Source organism: Clostridium vitabionis (assembly GCF_015351765.1).
Classification (GTDB): Bacteria; Bacillota; Clostridia; order Lachnospirales; family Lachnospiraceae; genus Clostridium_R; species Clostridium_R vitabionis.
Map to the genome: position 1 here is coordinate 43,073 of NZ_JADKQA010000003.1, position 14,615 is coordinate 57,687.

General features: G+C 59.2%; 13 protein-coding genes and 2 pseudogenes. 14 read left to right on the forward strand and 1 reads right to left on the reverse strand.

Annotation, left to right across the window (positions count from 1 at the left end):
- Positions 1–109 precede the first annotated feature (109 nt).
- The 11 genes and pseudogenes from ilvB (ISF27_RS07370) (at position 110) to ISF27_RS07420 (ending at position 11,264) form a co-directional block, all read left to right on the forward strand.
- Entirely contained in the window at positions 110–1,774 is a 1,665-nt protein-coding gene (gene ilvB / locus ISF27_RS07370) for a biosynthetic-type acetolactate synthase large subunit (RefSeq protein WP_194610700.1), read from the forward strand.
- Between the two features lie 85 nt (positions 1,775–1,859).
- Positions 1,860–2,129, forward strand: coding sequence for an acetolactate synthase small subunit (gene ilvN / locus ISF27_RS07375; protein WP_194610702.1), 270 nt, complete (start codon positions 1,860–1,862; stop codon positions 2,127–2,129).
- A gap of 138 nt (positions 2,130–2,267) precedes the next feature.
- A pseudogene (gene ilvC / locus ISF27_RS07380) lies at positions 2,268–3,293 on the forward strand (ketol-acid reductoisomerase); the annotation flags it as partial.
- Between the two features lie 109 nt (positions 3,294–3,402).
- Positions 3,403–4,599, forward strand: coding sequence for a threonine ammonia-lyase (ilvA, locus tag ISF27_RS07385; RefSeq protein WP_194610705.1), 1,197 nt, complete (start codon positions 3,403–3,405; stop codon positions 4,597–4,599).
- Between the two features lie 137 nt (positions 4,600–4,736).
- Positions 4,737–6,377, forward strand: a complete 1,641-nt coding sequence (ilvB, locus tag ISF27_RS07390) for a biosynthetic-type acetolactate synthase large subunit (protein WP_194610707.1) — start codon at positions 4,737–4,739, stop codon at positions 6,375–6,377.
- Between the two features lie 15 nt (positions 6,378–6,392).
- On the forward strand, positions 6,393–6,881 hold the full coding sequence (gene ilvN / locus ISF27_RS07395; RefSeq protein WP_194610717.1) for an acetolactate synthase small subunit: 489 nt from the start codon (positions 6,393–6,395) through the stop codon (positions 6,879–6,881).
- A 12-nt stretch (positions 6,882–6,893) separates the two neighbouring features.
- Positions 6,894–7,712 carry a mechanosensitive ion channel family protein gene (locus ISF27_RS07400; RefSeq protein WP_194610719.1) on the forward strand — a complete coding sequence of 273 codons (819 nt, stop codon included), beginning with the start codon at positions 6,894–6,896 and terminating at the stop codon, positions 7,710–7,712.
- Positions 7,709–7,885 (forward strand): DUF4250 domain-containing protein, encoded by a 177-nt coding sequence (locus ISF27_RS07405; protein WP_194610721.1) that lies wholly within the window; start codon positions 7,709–7,711, stop codon positions 7,883–7,885. The genes ISF27_RS07400 and ISF27_RS07405 overlap by 4 nt, the downstream gene beginning before the upstream one ends.
- Positions 7,886–7,990: 105 nt before the next feature.
- Positions 7,991–9,151 carry an N-acetylmuramoyl-L-alanine amidase family protein gene (locus ISF27_RS07410; RefSeq protein ID WP_194610723.1) on the forward strand — a complete coding sequence of 387 codons (1,161 nt, stop codon included), beginning with the start codon at positions 7,991–7,993 and terminating at the stop codon, positions 9,149–9,151.
- Between the two features lie 133 nt (positions 9,152–9,284).
- Entirely contained in the window at positions 9,285–10,334 is a 1,050-nt protein-coding gene (locus ISF27_RS07415; protein ID WP_194610725.1) for a hypothetical protein, read from the forward strand.
- Positions 10,335–10,499: 165 nt separating this feature from the next.
- The gene (locus ISF27_RS07420; protein WP_194610727.1) at positions 10,500–11,264 is read left to right on the forward strand and encodes a tRNA threonylcarbamoyladenosine dehydratase; all 765 of its coding nucleotides are present in this window, start codon (positions 10,500–10,502) and stop codon (positions 11,262–11,264) included.
- 44 nt (positions 11,265–11,308) lie between these two features.
- Here the strand turns inward: ISF27_RS07420 and ISF27_RS07425 are convergent, their stop codons facing one another.
- On the reverse strand, positions 11,309–11,977 hold the full coding sequence (locus tag ISF27_RS07425) for a site-2 protease family protein (RefSeq protein ID WP_235986133.1): 669 nt from the start codon (positions 11,975–11,977) through the stop codon (positions 11,309–11,311).
- Between the two features lie 142 nt (positions 11,978–12,119).
- Between ISF27_RS07425 and ISF27_RS07430 the strand changes: the two are divergent.
- The 3 genes and pseudogenes from ISF27_RS07430 to ISF27_RS07440 form a co-directional block, all read left to right on the forward strand.
- Positions 12,120–12,909, forward strand: a pseudogene (locus ISF27_RS07430) (NYN domain-containing protein); the annotation flags it as partial.
- A 232-nt stretch (positions 12,910–13,141) separates the two neighbouring features.
- Complete coding sequence (locus ISF27_RS07435; protein ID WP_194610732.1) at positions 13,142–13,786, forward strand: endonuclease III domain-containing protein; 645 nt, start codon at positions 13,142–13,144, stop codon at positions 13,784–13,786.
- The gene (locus ISF27_RS07440; protein WP_194610734.1) at positions 13,783–14,460 is read left to right on the forward strand and encodes a CPBP family intramembrane glutamic endopeptidase; all 678 of its coding nucleotides are present in this window, start codon (positions 13,783–13,785) and stop codon (positions 14,458–14,460) included. The genes ISF27_RS07435 and ISF27_RS07440 overlap by 4 nt, the downstream gene beginning before the upstream one ends.
- Positions 14,461–14,615 lie beyond the last annotated feature (155 nt).

Sequence of the window (14,615 nt, forward strand, 5' to 3'; positions counted from 1 at the left end):
TAATCAAGCCCAACATGAAAGAAATTCAAATATAAAGACTGTTCACCATCCGCGGAAGCCCCTGCTGCGAACACAGGCGGGCGCGGATGAAAGGATATAGGAGGAACGGATGAAACTCAGAGGCGCGAGAATTCTGGTCGAGGAATTGATCCGCCAGGGTGTCGATACGGTTTTCGGCTATCCGGGCGGAGCGGTTCTGGATATCTATGATGAGCTGTACAAGTGTTCCGACCGGATCCATCATGTGATTACCGCCCACGAGCAGGGCGCCTGCCATGCGGCGGACGGCTACGCCAGGGCTTCCGGGAAGACCGGCGTGGTGATAGCCACAAGCGGCCCCGGAGCGACCAATCTGGTTACCGGCATTGCCAACGCCAACCTGGATTCGGTCCCGCTGGTTGCTATCACCGGCAACGTGGCGGTCAGCGCGCTCGGGCGCGACAGCTTCCAGGAGGTAGACATCGTCGGCATCACGCAGCCGGTAGTCAAGTACAACTTTATGGTCCGGAGCGTGGATGAGCTGGAGGAGACCATCAAGGCGGCGTTCAAGCTGGCCAATACAGGCCGGAAGGGACCGGTCCTGATCGATATTCCGAAGAATGTCCAGGTCGGCGAGTATGAGTACGGCGAGGCCAGGGAACCGGAGATTCCGGAGAAGCCGAAGCTGGAGTACCGGCGGGATGAGGTCCTCCGGGTGATCCGCGGGGCCAGGCGTCCCTTTATCTACTGCGGCGGCGGAGTGATTTCCTCCGGCGCCGAGGAGGAGCTCATGGAGCTCTCCAGGCGGCTGGATGCCCCCATCGGCCTCTCGATGATGGGCAGAACGGCGGTGCCGGATTCCTATGAATACAATCTGGGCATGTGCGGCATGCACGGCAACTATGTTTCCACCAAGGCGCAGTCCGAGTGCGACCTGATGATCGCCGTCGGCGTGCGCTTCTCCGACCGGGCGACCGGCGATATTAAGGAATACACCCGCAAGTGTGAGGTCATCCACATTGATATCGACAAATCGGAGCTGGGCAAGAATGTCCACCCCGACCTCCGGGTGCAGGGCGATGTGAAGGAAATCCTGCGGGATCTGCTCAGGGATATCGCCCCGCAGTATCATCCGCAGTGGCGCAAGGCCATTGAGGAATTCCGCAAGGTGCCCGCCGCGGAGCCGTCGCGTGAGGGAGAGTTCATTCCGAAGAACATTATCCGGACAGTCCGGAAGCATCTGAACGACGATACCGTGGTTGCCACGGATGTCGGCCAGCATCAGATGTGGACCTGCCAGTTCTATGATTTTGAGAAGCCGCGGACGCTCCTCACCTCCGGAGGCCTGGGCACCATGGGCTACGGCCTCGGGGCGGCTATCGGCGGATGCCTGGCGTCGGGCAGGAAGAGAACGCTTCTTGTTACCTCCGAAGGCAGCTTCGGCATGAACCTCAATGAGCTGTGCACGGTCGTCAGCCAAAAGCTCCCGATCACCGTGCTGGTTCTGGACAACGGCGTCCTCGGCATGGTCCGCCAGTGGCAGGGGATCTTCTATGGAAAGCGCTATTCCGAGACGACCCTGAACCGGAAGACCGATTTCGCGAAGCTGGCGGAGGCATTCGGCGCAAATGGCTGCCACGTGAAGGATCTCGCGGGGCTCGAGCAGGTTCTGGAGAAGATTGACCGGGAGCCGGACGGCGCGTGGGTGATCGACTGCGCGATCGATAAGGATGAGAAGGTCTTCCCGATGATCCCGCCGGGGCGCTCGATCAAGGATGTCATCCTGAAGGACTGAGCGGGAAGCTTGCCGGAAACAGAAAAACATCCGGAAAAAACATAGAATAGACACATTTTTCCAGTACACTCGGGAGGAATTGGCGATGACAAAATTCACGGTTGAGCTTTGGGTCAACAATAAGTTTGGCGTACTGAACCGGATTACCGGTCTTTACTGCAAGCGCTGCTATAATATCGAGACCATCAACGCTGGCCCGACGGATGTCCCGGGCCTGACCCGGATCACGATCGTCTCCACCGGGGACGATTACATGAAGACCCAGGTTGTCGCCCAGCTGGAGAAGCTCTACGATGTCCGCAGGGTGGAAATCACCAGCGAGGAACCCATGCCGGAGAAACAGGCTGCTGTGTAATGGCAGGAAGAACTTTTCGGCATATCCCGCGTCAGAAAATGATGCTACAATAAAAACGGCCAAAACGGCCGGACAGCTGTGCTGTCTTCCGCCGCGCTATCACGGTGCGGAGGTTAAGATAAAACATATCAGGAGGATAAACAAATGGCGGAAGCAAGAGTATTTTATGAGAAGGATTGTGATGCGAATTATCTGAAGGGCCAGAAGATCTGCGTCATCGGCTATGGTTCCCAGGGCCACGCACACGCGCTGAACCTGAAGGATTCCGGTTTCGACGTTGTTGTCGGCCTCTATGAGGGTTCCAAGTCCAAGGCTAAGGCTGAGGCGCAGGGACTTACCGTCCTGCCGACCGCTGAGGCGGTAAAGCGCTCCGATGTCATCATGATCCTGATCAATGATGAGCTTCAGGCAGATATGTATAAGAAGGATGTCGCTCCGTACCTGAAGGCCGGAGATATGCTGATGTTCGCGCACGGCTTCAACATCAACTACAAACTGATCGTTCCGCCGGCTGATGTCGATGTTACCATGATTGCCCCGAAGGCTCCGGGTCACACCGTTCGTTCCGAGTATGAGGAGGGCAAGGGCACCCCGATGCTGGTTGCGGTACAGCAGGATGCTACCGGCCACGCTCTGGACAGGGCTCTGGCTTACGGTGCTGCGATCGGCGGCGCAAGAGCAGGAATCCTGGAGACCACCTTCAAGACCGAGACCGAGACCGACCTCTTCGGTGAGCAGGCAATTCTGTGCGGCGGCGTCTGCGCCCTGATGCAGGCAGGCTTCGATACCCTGTGCGAGGCTGGCTATGATCCGAGAAATGCATACTTCGAGTGCATCCACGAGATGAAGCTGATCGTTGACCTGATCTATCAGTCCGGATTTGCCGGCATGAGATACTCCATCTCCAATACCGCTGAGTACGGCGACTATGTAACCGGCCCGAAGATCGTTACCGAGGAGACCAGAAAGGCCATGAAGAAGGTTCTTTCCGATATCCAGGATGGCACCTTTGCTTCCGGCTTCATGACCGATATGAAGAACGGCCAGATCCACTTCCAGGCGATGAGAGCCAAGGCTGCCGCTCATCCGTGCGAGAAAGTCGGCGCGGAGATCCGCAAGCTGTACAGCTGGAACAAGGAAGAGAACAAGCTGATCAACAACTAATCGAAAAAGAGAAATATTCCGCGGGACCTGTTCCCGCGCAAGGGAGAATGCGGCAGCGGAAACTGCCGCTTCTTTCTTCCTGGGAGAACCGAGGAGGGAAATATTGGCTATGGAACTATCACTGGACAGGGTTTATCAGGCGGCTCATGTGCTCAAGCCGGTGGTCAAGAAGACTGAGCTGGTGCATGCGACCCGCATTCCGTCGGACTGCGATCTCTATCTCAAGGCGGAAAATTTACAGAATACCGGATCGTTCAAGATCCGCGGCGCATATTTCAAGATCTCAACGCTGACCGATGAGGAGAAGAAGCGCGGCGTTGTCGCCTGCTCCGCGGGCAACCACGCGCAGGGCGTCGCGCTTGCCGCCACGAGGGCGGGCGCGCAGTCCACCATTTTCCTCCCGGCGGTGGCGCCGATCTCCAAGGTGGAGGCGACCCGGGGCTATGGGGCAAATGTCCGCCTGATCGACGGCGTCTATGATGATGCCTACGCGGCTGCGGTGAAGTTCCAGGAAGAGACCGGGGCGGTGTTCATCCATCCCTTCGATGATCCGGATGTCATTGCCGGACAGGGCACCATCGGCCTCGAGATTATGGACCAGCTGGCAGACGCCGACGCGGTGGTTGTCCCGATCGGCGGCGGCGGCCTGATCTCCGGCATCTCCTTCGTGGTGAAGAAACTGAATCCTGCCTGCAAGGTCTACGGTGTCCAGGCCGAGGGCGCGCCCAGCATGTACCGGGCGTTCAAGGACAAAAAGCTGGAAGCTCTCGACAGCGTGAATACTTTTGCCGACGGCATCGCGGTGAAATGCCCCGGCGATGTGACCTTCGCCATGTGCAGCAAGTACGTGGACGATATCGTGACGGTCAGCGACGATGAGACCGCCGCGGCGATTCTGACGCTGATGGAGAAGGAGAAGGTGGTCTCCGAAGGCGCCGGCGCCGTGTCGGTGGCCGCGGTTCTCTTCCACAAGCTTCCGGTTGAGGGCAAAAAAGTGGTCTGCGTGGTTTCCGGGGGGAATATTGACGTCAATATCCTCTCCCGCGTCATCAACCGCGGCCTGATCAAGACCGGCCGCAAGGCGGAGCTGACCCTGGAGCTGCTTGACAAGCCGGGACAGCTGAGCGAGGTGGCGGATATCATCTCCGAGACCGGCGGCAATGTGACCAAGGTTGACCACAACAATAGCGCGACGGATACGGCGATCAACGGCTGCTACCTGACCGTCCAGATCGAGACCAGGGATTTCGAGCATATTGAACTTATCCGGAGCAAACTTATTGAAAAAGGTTTTAAGTTAGTATAAACTTTAAATATTTCACGGATTTTTGCCGCCGGCGGATGAAAGTCTGCCGGCGGCTTTTCAGCAGGGCGCTCAGCGAATTTGATTCAGCGGGGCACTCAGCATATTTGCTTTGGCGGGACAGCTTAGATGGAGGAATTATGACAGGAGCGGAAATTCTGGTAAAGGCCCTCGAGCGGGAGGGCGTTTCGTATGTCTTTGGCTATCCGGGCGTTGCGATCTGCCCGTTTTACGACAGCATTACGAAGTCGGAGATCCACACGGTCCTGATCCGGCAGGAGCAGAACGCGGCGCACGCCGCGAGCGGCTATGCGCGGATTTCCGGGCGTGTCGGCGTCGCCGCCGTGACGAGCGGCCCCGGAGCGACCAACCTGATCACCGGAATCGCCACCGCTTTCGCGGACAGCATCCCGCTCGTCTGCATCACCGGACAGGTGGACAGCCGGCTGATGGGCAGCGATGTCTTCCAGGAGGCGGACATTTCCGGCGCCTGCGAGTCCTTTGTCAAGTTCAGCTACATTGTCCGGAAGGCATCGGACATCCCGAGGATCGTCCGCGAGGCGTTCTATATCGCGAACTCGGGAAGGCGCGGGCCGGTGCTCATCGATATCCCGGTGGATGTCCAGCAGAGCAGCGTCTCCCGGGTGACCTGGCCGGAGGATGTCGTCCTGCGCACCTACAAGCCCACGATCAAGGGAAATGTCCTCCAGATCCGCAAGATGGAGAAGGAGCTGCAGAAGGCAAAGAGGCCGCTGATCTGCATCGGCGGCGGCGCCTTCCTGAGCGGGGCGGCGGCGGATATCCGCCATTTCGCCGAGACAAACCACATCCCCACGGTCTGCACGATGATGGGGCTCGGCGTCATGCCGTCCAACCACTGGATGTTCTTCGGCATGGTCGGCAACAACGGCACCGTCTGTGGGAACCGGGCAATGAAGGAGGCCGACCTGATCATCATGGCGGGCTGCCGGGTGGCGGACCGCTCAATCACCCGGCCGGAGGCGATCTCCGAGAATAAGATCCTGATCCATGTCGATGTGGATCCGGCGGAGATCGGCAAGAACGCCGGCCCGTCGATCCCGCTGGTCGGCGACCTGAAAAATGTCTTCGAGATCCTGAACAACGATAAGCTGATGGTCAGCTGTTCCGACTGGATCCACACCCTGACGGGTTACCGGGAGGAGTTCCGGGGGCTTGATGTGCCCAATCTCGCGGGCGGCCTGCCTGCGCTCAAGGAGGATTCCGTGACCCCGTCGCGCTTTGTCCGGGCGCTTTCCCTGATGATGAAGGAAAATGCGGTCTACGTGGCGGACGTCGGCCAGAACCAGCTCTGGTCCTGCCAGAACTATGTGGCGAGATCCGGGCGTTTCCTGACCTCCGGCGGCATGGGCACGATGGGCTATTCCCTCCCGGCGGCCATGGGCGCCAAGATCGCGGATCCGGAAACGCAGGTTGTCGCGGTGATGGGCGACGGCGCGTTCCAGATGAGTATGATGGAGCTGGCTACCATCCGGCAGTATGATGTGCCGGTGAAGATTGTCATCCTGCGCAACCATGTGCTGGGCCTTGTGCGCCAGTACCAGCATTTCCACTATCATGACCGCTATTCCATGACGACCATGAGCCCGGAGCCGAAGCTGGATAAGCTGGCCGAGGCCTACGGGATCCCTTACTACCACCTTGACGGGGATGAGGACACCGAGCAGGTGCTGAAAGCGTTCCTGGACGGGGATACGTCCGCGATCCTGGAGTGCCGGGTTGACCCGAACCAGGTTGTCTGAGAACAGGAGGCCAATATGAAGCGAATTTATTCTGTGCTTGTCGAAAACCGTTCCGGTGTTCTCTGCAAGGTGGCCGGGCTGTTCTGGCGCCGCTGCTTCAACATCGATTCCCTGGCCGTGGGCGAGACCCCGGATAAGACGGTCTCCCACATGACCATTGTCTCCAGCGGCGACCAGCGGACGCTCGAGCAGATTGAGAAGCAGCTGAACAAGAAGCTGGATGTCATCAAAGTCAGGACATTTGAGGAGAGCGAGAGCATTTCCCGGGAGCTGATCCTGGTGAAGGTGCATTACAACCGGGGCAACCGGAAGGATATCATGGAAAATTGCGAGATCATGGGCGCGCAGATCGTTGACCTCTCCAAGAGCCAGATGACCATCCAGATGTGCGACACGCCGGAGCGGATCCAGATCTTCCTGGATACGCTGAAATCGGTCAGCATCGTGGAGATTGCCCGCACCGGCACGCTGGCGCTCCTCAAGTGCAACGAGCAGGCCCAGTAAGGAGGAGGCAGTTTGGAGAAATTTATCGGGGCAGGCGTGACACTCCTGGTCATGGCGCTGTTCTTATACCTGACAGACCGGGCGTTCCGCCGCCTGCTTGCCGGGAGGCGCGGGCTCAATCTCCGCTTCCTCGGGAGCGTGGTCAAGGCGCTGATCATTATCACCGGCGTCTACACGGCAATCTCCCAGTTTGACGCAGCGCGGGAAATCAGCCGCACCCTCCTGCAGAGCGGAACACTGATCGTCGCGGTGGCCACCTTTGCCGCCCAGCAGGCGCTCGGGAACATCATCTCCGGATTTTCCATCTCTGCGACGAAGCCCTGCGACATCGGCCAGAAGATCAAGGTGCAGTCCGGCGGCAGTGTGATCGCCGAGGGCCTGGTCCGGGACATGACGCTCCGGCACGTGGTCATTGAGCAGTACGACGGCAACACCTGCATCGTGCCGAACAGCGTGATCGACAGCGCCGTCATCATCAACACGAACTATCTGGCCCATGTGGGCAATTTCATGGAGTTTGAGATCTCCTACGATTCCGACATTGACCGGGCGAAGGCCGTCATCGCGAGGATCTGCCGGGGGGAACCTCTTCTCCTTGATGCGGACAAAACCTCGGTCTATGTCAGCCGCCTGACGGCAAATGGCATTGTCCTCAAGTTTACGGCCTGGACGAAGGATCTCAACGAGTCCTTCCAGGCGTGCAGCAACGTGCGTCAGCGGGTGGTTGAGGAGTTCGCGAGGGAGGGCATCGTGATCCCGTACCAGACGGTGACGGTGCAGAATGCCGCCGGGGCGGGAAACACCGCGGAGAAGGGAGGAGAAAACGGATGAGTATACCGAAGGATCCATTTCTTGCCGTGTCCTTTGTGAACACGGAGCTCAGAGATTCCTATGACAGCCTGGACGCGCTCTGCGCCTCCTGCGGCGTGGACCGGAAGGCTCTCGAGGAAAAGCTGGCGCTGGCCGGATTTTCCTATGACGAGGCACAGCGGAGATTCCGCTGATTCCCGGCCGGTGGGAATCTCCCCGGGTGTCACAGCCGGAGGAGAGTGCCGGGCAGAGACGGAAGCCCGGGGCAGGGGAAGGACAGCATGGAGGTGCGGGGAAGAATGAAGAGGAACACATGGATAAGAAGAGCGGTAGTCCTTCTGTCCGCCGCGGCGCTCTCATGGGCGTGGGCCGTTCCGGCGGCAGCGGACGATGACGCGGAGAAGATCAGCTCAGTGAAGATCCGGATGGAGCTTGCCCAGCCGGAAGCGGGCAGCGACGTGGCGGAGAGCCTCATGGACGCATTTTCCGTGCCCGGGGACGCGCCCTATACGGTCACGGACGCGGAGTATGTGAATGGTACAGACGACAGCTGGGTGAACGGGACGCGGCCGGTCATCGATGTGACCCTGGAGCCGGAGAGTGACGATTACGAGTTCGGGGGCGGCCTCAAGGTACAGATGGATTCCGCCACCGCGACAGAGTCCTGCAGGGTCCGCTCGCGGAAGAAGGACGAGGCGGTCGTCCGGATCAAGCTGAAGAACGTCCGGGGGACGATCGACGAGCCGGAAAACCCGACCTGGGCCGGCGCGACCACGACATCCTGGGATCCCGTGGATGGCGCGAAAAATTACCGGGTGAAGCTTTTCCTCGATGATGCGGAGCTGGCAACGGTATCGACGACGGGCAGCACGTACGATTTTGCCAGAACCATGACCCGGGCGGGAACCTACTATTTTGAGGTGAAGGCCTGCGCGTCAAAATCTGCCGATGACAGTGACTGGTCCGAGGATTCCGAGAACCAGGTGATCAGCGCGGAGGAGGCAGCCAGGGAAGCTGCCGGAGCTTCCGGAACCGGGAAGAATACCGGGGCTTCCGGGACGTCCGCATCCACCGTCCGCCTCTCCGGCGCTGCCGGCAGCGGTTGGGCACTGGAAAATGGCTCCTGGATCTGCCGCGTGGACGGGAAAACAGTGCAGGATGCCTGGGTTCTGGATACCGACGGGAGCTGGTACCGCATGGGAGCGGACGGAAGAATGCTCACCGGCTGGTATCGGGATACCGATGGCCGCTGGTATTTCCTCCGGGAGAGCGCCGGCGAAAAGTATCCGCTGGGTTCCATGAAGACCGGCTGGTACCGGGACCAGAATGCCTGGTATTACCTCTCCGACGGCGCGGAGGATCTCCTCGGTGCCATGGTGACGGGGAGCCGGACGATCGGCGGAAGGCGGTATACCTTCGCGGAGAGCGGGAAGCTCTATGGAAACCGGGAGACGGACTGACGGGAAGAAGACGTCCCGCGACTGACAGGATTCCGTCATCAGATTGTCAGAATTTCAACACAAATTCATCAAACCTGCCATGATATAATACAGCTATCGAAGGATTTACAGATTTCCTTAGTGAGGTGAGATTATGACGAGTTTCTGGAAAAAACTTGCGATCCCGGCGCTGACCTTTGCCATGACCCTGGGATTCAGCACAATGGCTTATGCCAGCACAAACCTGATCAACAGTGTGACGATCGACATCGATTCCAGCATTTCCTCCGGGGATGCCGGTTCCGATGCCCATGATTCCCTGAAGATTACGAGCGATGACGACGAATATTCGGTCTCCAGCTTCAAGGTGACTAACGCCCCGAGCGGCGAGTGGAAGGATTCCAGCAAGCCGAAGATCGAGATCACGCTCAAGGCAAAGAGCAAATATACATTCTACGATGACGGCGAGAAGGTGTCGAAGGACGATGTCACTGTTGACGGGGTGAGCGGCAATGTGACCGCCGTCACAATCACCTCCAGAAGCAAGAATAAGTGCGTGGTCAAGTTCACGATGGATGCCCTGGACGACCAGGATGACAGCGACGATGACGGGGATTACGACCTGGATGTCGATAACCTTGAGTGGAACGAGACAACCGGCCGGGCTTCCTGGGACGGCGCGGATGACGCGAACAAGTACGAGGTTAAGCTCTACCGCGGCGGTTCCCTGCTGACCTCGGTGACGACAACCAGCACGGACTATAGCTTCGCTTCCTATTTCACCTCCAGCGGCCGCTACCAGTTCCGCGTCCGCGCGGTGAAGAACAGCTCCAACAAGGGTTCCTGGGAGAGTTCGGATTACTTCACGGCGACGACCTCCGAGGCCTCGAAGATCAAGAACAACTACAGCTCTTCGTCCAATTCTTCAAGCTCGAACGGCCCGTCCTCCGCCTCCACCACGGGAGCGTGGCTTAAGGACAGCGTCGGCTGGTGGTACTGCAACGCCGACAAGAGCTACACCGTGAACAACTGGCAGTACATCAACAGCAAATGGTACTTCTTCAATGAGTCCGGCTATATGTACACCGGCTGGAAGCTGTGGAACGGCAAATGGTATTATCTCGGTTCCGACGGCGACATGTGGGTAAGCCGGAGGACGCCGGATGGCTATTATGTGGATGCGAACGGCGTCTGGAACGGGTAACAACGGATATTTCTGAGAAGATCCGCCGGTGATCCCTCGATGGGAAACCGGCGGGTCTTTTCTGTCTCGGTCCGGAGCGGTTACGGCAGACTAACCTATTGACTATGTAGGCATTTGATGGTAAATAGATACAAGAAAAGTCTGCAGGGAGGAACGCAAAATTTCATGTTAAATCAGTTTTCCAGAACACAGCTGCTGCTTGGTCCTGAGGCTATGCAGCAGCTTTTTCATGCGAGAGTGGCCGTCTTCGGGATCGGCGGTGTCGGCGGATATGTCTGTGAGGCCCTGGTGCGGAGCGGCGTACAGGCATTTGACCTGGTTGACGATGACAAGGTATGCCTGACCAACCTGAACAGGCAGATTATCGCGACGAGAAAGACGGTGGGACAGTACAAGGCAGATGTGATGAAGGAGCGGATGCTGGAGATCAATCCGGACGCCGATATCCGCATCCACAAATGCTTTTTTCTTCCGGAGAACGAGGACCAGTTCCCGTTTGAGGAGTACGATTATATTGTGGACGCCGTCGATACGGTGACGGCAAAGATCGCGCTGATCATGAAGGCGCAGGAACTCGGGATTCCGATCATCAGCGCGATGGGTGCCGGCAATAAGCTGGATCCGGGAAGGCTCCAGGTGTCCGATATCTATCAGACCAAGATCTGCCCGCTGGCCAGGGTGATGCGCAGGGAGCTCAAAAAGAGGGGCGTGAAGAAGCTGAAGGTCGTCTATTCCGACGAGACGCCGACGCGCCCGATCGAGGATATGTCGATCAGCTGCCGGGCGCACTGCATCTGCCCGCCCGGCGCGAAGCACAAGTGCACCGAGCGCAGGGATATTCCCGGAAGCACAGCGTTTGTTCCCGCCGTGGCAGGGCTGATGATCGCTGCGGAGATCGTGAAGGATCTCACAGCGCCGAAGAAAGCGTGACCGGATTCCGGCATTTCCGCGCCCGGGCGGGAGCGCCCTGATCCTCAGGCGAGGACGGAGACAAGCCCGTAGGCGATCTTCCACATCCCGGCGAGGAGGACATTCTCCACGATGGTCAGGGGCTTGCTGATGATACCGGTCATCAGCAGGACGACCAGGATGACCGACACGATCTCATAGCGTCCGCGGAAGACCGGCTTCAGCGCGGGAATCAGCTCCTCCAGGACATGGGAGCCGTCCAGCGGGGGGATCGGGATCAGGTTGAAGACCGCGAGGCCGAGATTGATCAGGGAGGTGCTGTAGAGCACCATGACCAGGGTAAACAGCGGGCCGCGGCCGAGAAATCCGCCGAAATTCGCCGTGAGAGCCGCCGCCATGAGGAAAACCATGGCGAGTACAAGGTTCGACAGGGGGCCGGCGAGGGAGACCAGGATCGAGCCGGTCCGCTGGTTTTTATAATAGCCGGGATTGATCACGACAGGCTTCGCCCAGCCGAAATGGAAAACCAGGAGGCACAGGGTGCCGATGGGATCCAGGTGGTGCAGCGGGTTCATGGAGAGGCGCCCGTCGCGCTTCGGGGTCGGATCCCCGAGCTTATAGGAGACGAAGGCGTGCATGTATTCATGGACGACAATCGCGATCAGGGTTCCCGGGAGACTGTACAGAAGCTCAGTGAGCTGGCTCATCGTAAATCCGTTCGTAAAATCATTCATCAATCCTATCCTCCAAGATCAGGTAATTTCATTTTTGCAGACCGGCAGAGAAATGTCAATTGAAGGATCAGAAGGGAAAGTGGCAGGAAGGCGCGGAATCTGCTATGATTAAGTTATCTGTTGATAAGGGGAAAGGAATCTAATGGAAGAAAAAGAAGAGAAAAAGATCGCGGTTCTGATCGACGCGGAGAACGTGTCCAGCAAATATATCAAGCTGATCCTCGATGAGACCAGCAATTACGGGACGGCAACCTATAAGCGCCTTTACGGCGATTTCCAGGTCGCCAGCGTCAAGGCGTGGATGAAGGATCTGCAGGAATATGCCATCACCCCCATTTTCCAGTACAACTATACCCATGGAAAGAACGCCTCCGATTCGGCGCTGATCATCGATGCCATGGACATCCTGTATTCGGGAAATGTCGATGGCTTCTGCATCGTGACATCGGACAGCGACTTCACGAAGCTGGTGCTCCGGCTCCGGGAATCGGGCATGACGGTGATCGGCATGGGCGAACAGAAGACGCCGACGGCCCTTGTCTCCGCCTGTGAGGCGTTCAAATTCCTGGATATCCTGTATGGAGGCGAGAGTGCGCCGCGGAAGCAGGGCGGACGGAAGCGCGCGCAGGCACCGGCTGCGAAGGCGGGGCAGGAGCCCGCGCCGCAGGCAGCCGCGGAGACGCTGTCCTTAGCCGGGGCGGCGGATACGGACACTTCGTTTGCCGAGCCCGCCGAGATCGAGGCGGCGGATGCGCCGACGAGCAACATCCCCAGCATGGAGGAGATGGGGAAGGAGATCATTTCCATCATCAACACGCAGGCCGGGGAGGATGGCTGGGTGAACCTGTCCGAGCTCGGTGACAACCTGCCGAAGCGGGTGCCGGGCTTCGACCCGCGCAACTACGGATGTTCCAAGCTGCGGCTCTTTATCGAAAAATTTGACTCGATCGAGATGCGGTCCGTCAAAAATCCGCACAACAACATCCTTTCGGTCATCTATGTCCGGGTGAAGCAGCCGGAGGAGGCGGAGAAGCCCGCCAAGCGGACGAGGACGAAGCGGAAAAGCGCCGGAAAGACGGCGGCAAGGACAGCGGCCAAGGCGGCCAAGACAGGATCCAAGGCCGCATCGAAGGCATCGGCAAATGCCGGAAAGACGGAGGAAGCATGACAGAACAGGAACTTGCCCTGGAGGTTATCCGGCGCCTCAAGGAGGCGTATCCGGACGCGGACTGCACGCTGGACTATGACGACGCATGGAAACTCCTGGTCAGCGTACGCCTGGCCGCCCAGTGCACGGATGCCAGGGTCAATGTGGTTGTCCGGGACCTTTACCGGAAATTCCCGACCGTGGATGCCCTGGCGGACGCGGATGTGCGGGAAATCGAGGAGATCGTCCGCCCGTGCGGCCTCGGCCACTCCAAGGCGCGGGATATCAGCGCCTGCATGAAAATGCTCCGGGACAGGTTCGGCGGCCGGGTTCCGGCGGACTTTGACGCCCTGCTCAGCCTTCCCGGCGTCGGCAGGAAGAGCGCGAACCTCGTGATGGGGGATGTGTTCGGGAAGCCGGCCATTGTGACCGATACGCACTGCATCCGCCTGTCCAACCGGATCGGCCTCGTTCACGGCATCAAGGAGCCGAAAAAGGTGGAGATGGCGCTCTGGAAGATCATTCCCCCGGAGGAGGGCAGCGCGCTCTGCCACCGCCTGGTGGAGCACGGGCGCGCGGTCTGCACGGCGAGGACGCATCCTTACTGTGACCGGTGCTGTCTTCAGGATATCTGTGAGAAGAACGGTGTGGACGGCGGATGATCGAATTTCTCGCGGAGCTATTCTGGCCGTGGCTGTTCCTGGGGCTTGCCAATGAGGTGCCGGACAGCCCGTTTGCCCTGGCGCTCCTGCACGGTGTCCTACTCACCGCGCTGGGGGCGCTTTTCCTGCATGTCTGCCGCCTCCGCGGGGGAGGTGCTGTCTGCCGCTTCCGTGGGAGAGAGCCGGGGAACCGGAAAATTCCGGCGGGAGATCTCCGGGGACGGCGCAGGATCCGTTCAGCGGCAGCCTGGCTTCTTGCGGGTGCCGCCGCCGGAATTTCCCTGAATCTGCTTTTCAATCTTCTGCCCGGCCTTGTCCGCCGCCCGGCGGGGCTGGGGATCGCGGCGCGCGCTCTCTCCGTGGGCGGCGGAGCGGCGGGGGTGCTGGCAGTTTTCCGCATTTTCCTGCTCATGCCCGCGGTGGAGGAACTGGTCTTCCGCGGGCTCGGCTATGGAAAGCTTCGCGAGGTGATGGGGGCGGCACCGGCATCGGCGCTTACGGCGATCTGGTTCGGCCTTTCCCACGGGGTGGGTGCCGGGGGGATTTATGCCGGCATTCTGGGCATTTTCCTCGCGATAGCGCGCGAGCGGAAGGGGCTTTGGCGCGCATTTCTCCTCCATGCGGGGGCAAATGCCGGCTCCCTGATGCTCTGGTTCCTCACTTCCGGGGGATAAGGGGAGAATCCGCAAAGCCGCCCGAAAGCGGCAGGTTTGCGGGGAGCCCTCCGTATGCGCTGAAAAGCAACAGACCGCGGCAGGAGGTTTTCAAGAGCCCGCAAAACTGCTATGATAAAGACATTACACAGCGGGAGCCGCATCGGGCGGCCGGA

Excerpts from the sequence above, each read along its gene's own strand:
- ilvB (WP_194610700.1), top strand. The coding sequence starts at position 110 with ATGAAACTCAGAGGCGCGAGAATTCTGGTCGAGGAATTGATCCGCCAG.
- ilvN (WP_194610702.1), top strand. The coding sequence starts at position 1,860 with ATGACAAAATTCACGGTTGAGCTTTGGGTCAACAATAAGTTTGGCGTA.
- ilvA (WP_194610705.1), top strand. The coding sequence starts at position 3,403 with ATGGAACTATCACTGGACAGGGTTTATCAGGCGGCTCATGTGCTCAAG.
- ilvB (WP_194610707.1), top strand. The coding sequence starts at position 4,737 with ATGACAGGAGCGGAAATTCTGGTAAAGGCCCTCGAGCGGGAGGGCGTT.
- ilvN (WP_194610717.1), top strand. The coding sequence starts at position 6,393 with ATGAAGCGAATTTATTCTGTGCTTGTCGAAAACCGTTCCGGTGTTCTC.
- ISF27_RS07405 (WP_194610721.1), top strand. The coding sequence starts at position 7,709 with ATGAGTATACCGAAGGATCCATTTCTTGCCGTGTCCTTTGTGAACACG.
- ISF27_RS07410 (WP_194610723.1), top strand. The coding sequence starts at position 7,991 with ATGAAGAGGAACACATGGATAAGAAGAGCGGTAGTCCTTCTGTCCGCC.
- ISF27_RS07415 (WP_194610725.1), top strand. The coding sequence starts at position 9,285 with ATGACGAGTTTCTGGAAAAAACTTGCGATCCCGGCGCTGACCTTTGCC.
- ISF27_RS07420 (WP_194610727.1), top strand. The coding sequence starts at position 10,500 with ATGTTAAATCAGTTTTCCAGAACACAGCTGCTGCTTGGTCCTGAGGCT.
- ISF27_RS07425 (WP_235986133.1), bottom strand. The coding sequence starts at position 11,977 with ATGAATGATTTTACGAACGGATTTACGATGAGCCAGCTCACTGAGCTT.
- ISF27_RS07435 (WP_194610732.1), top strand. The coding sequence starts at position 13,142 with ATGACAGAACAGGAACTTGCCCTGGAGGTTATCCGGCGCCTCAAGGAG.
- ISF27_RS07440 (WP_194610734.1), top strand. The coding sequence starts at position 13,783 with ATGATCGAATTTCTCGCGGAGCTATTCTGGCCGTGGCTGTTCCTGGGG.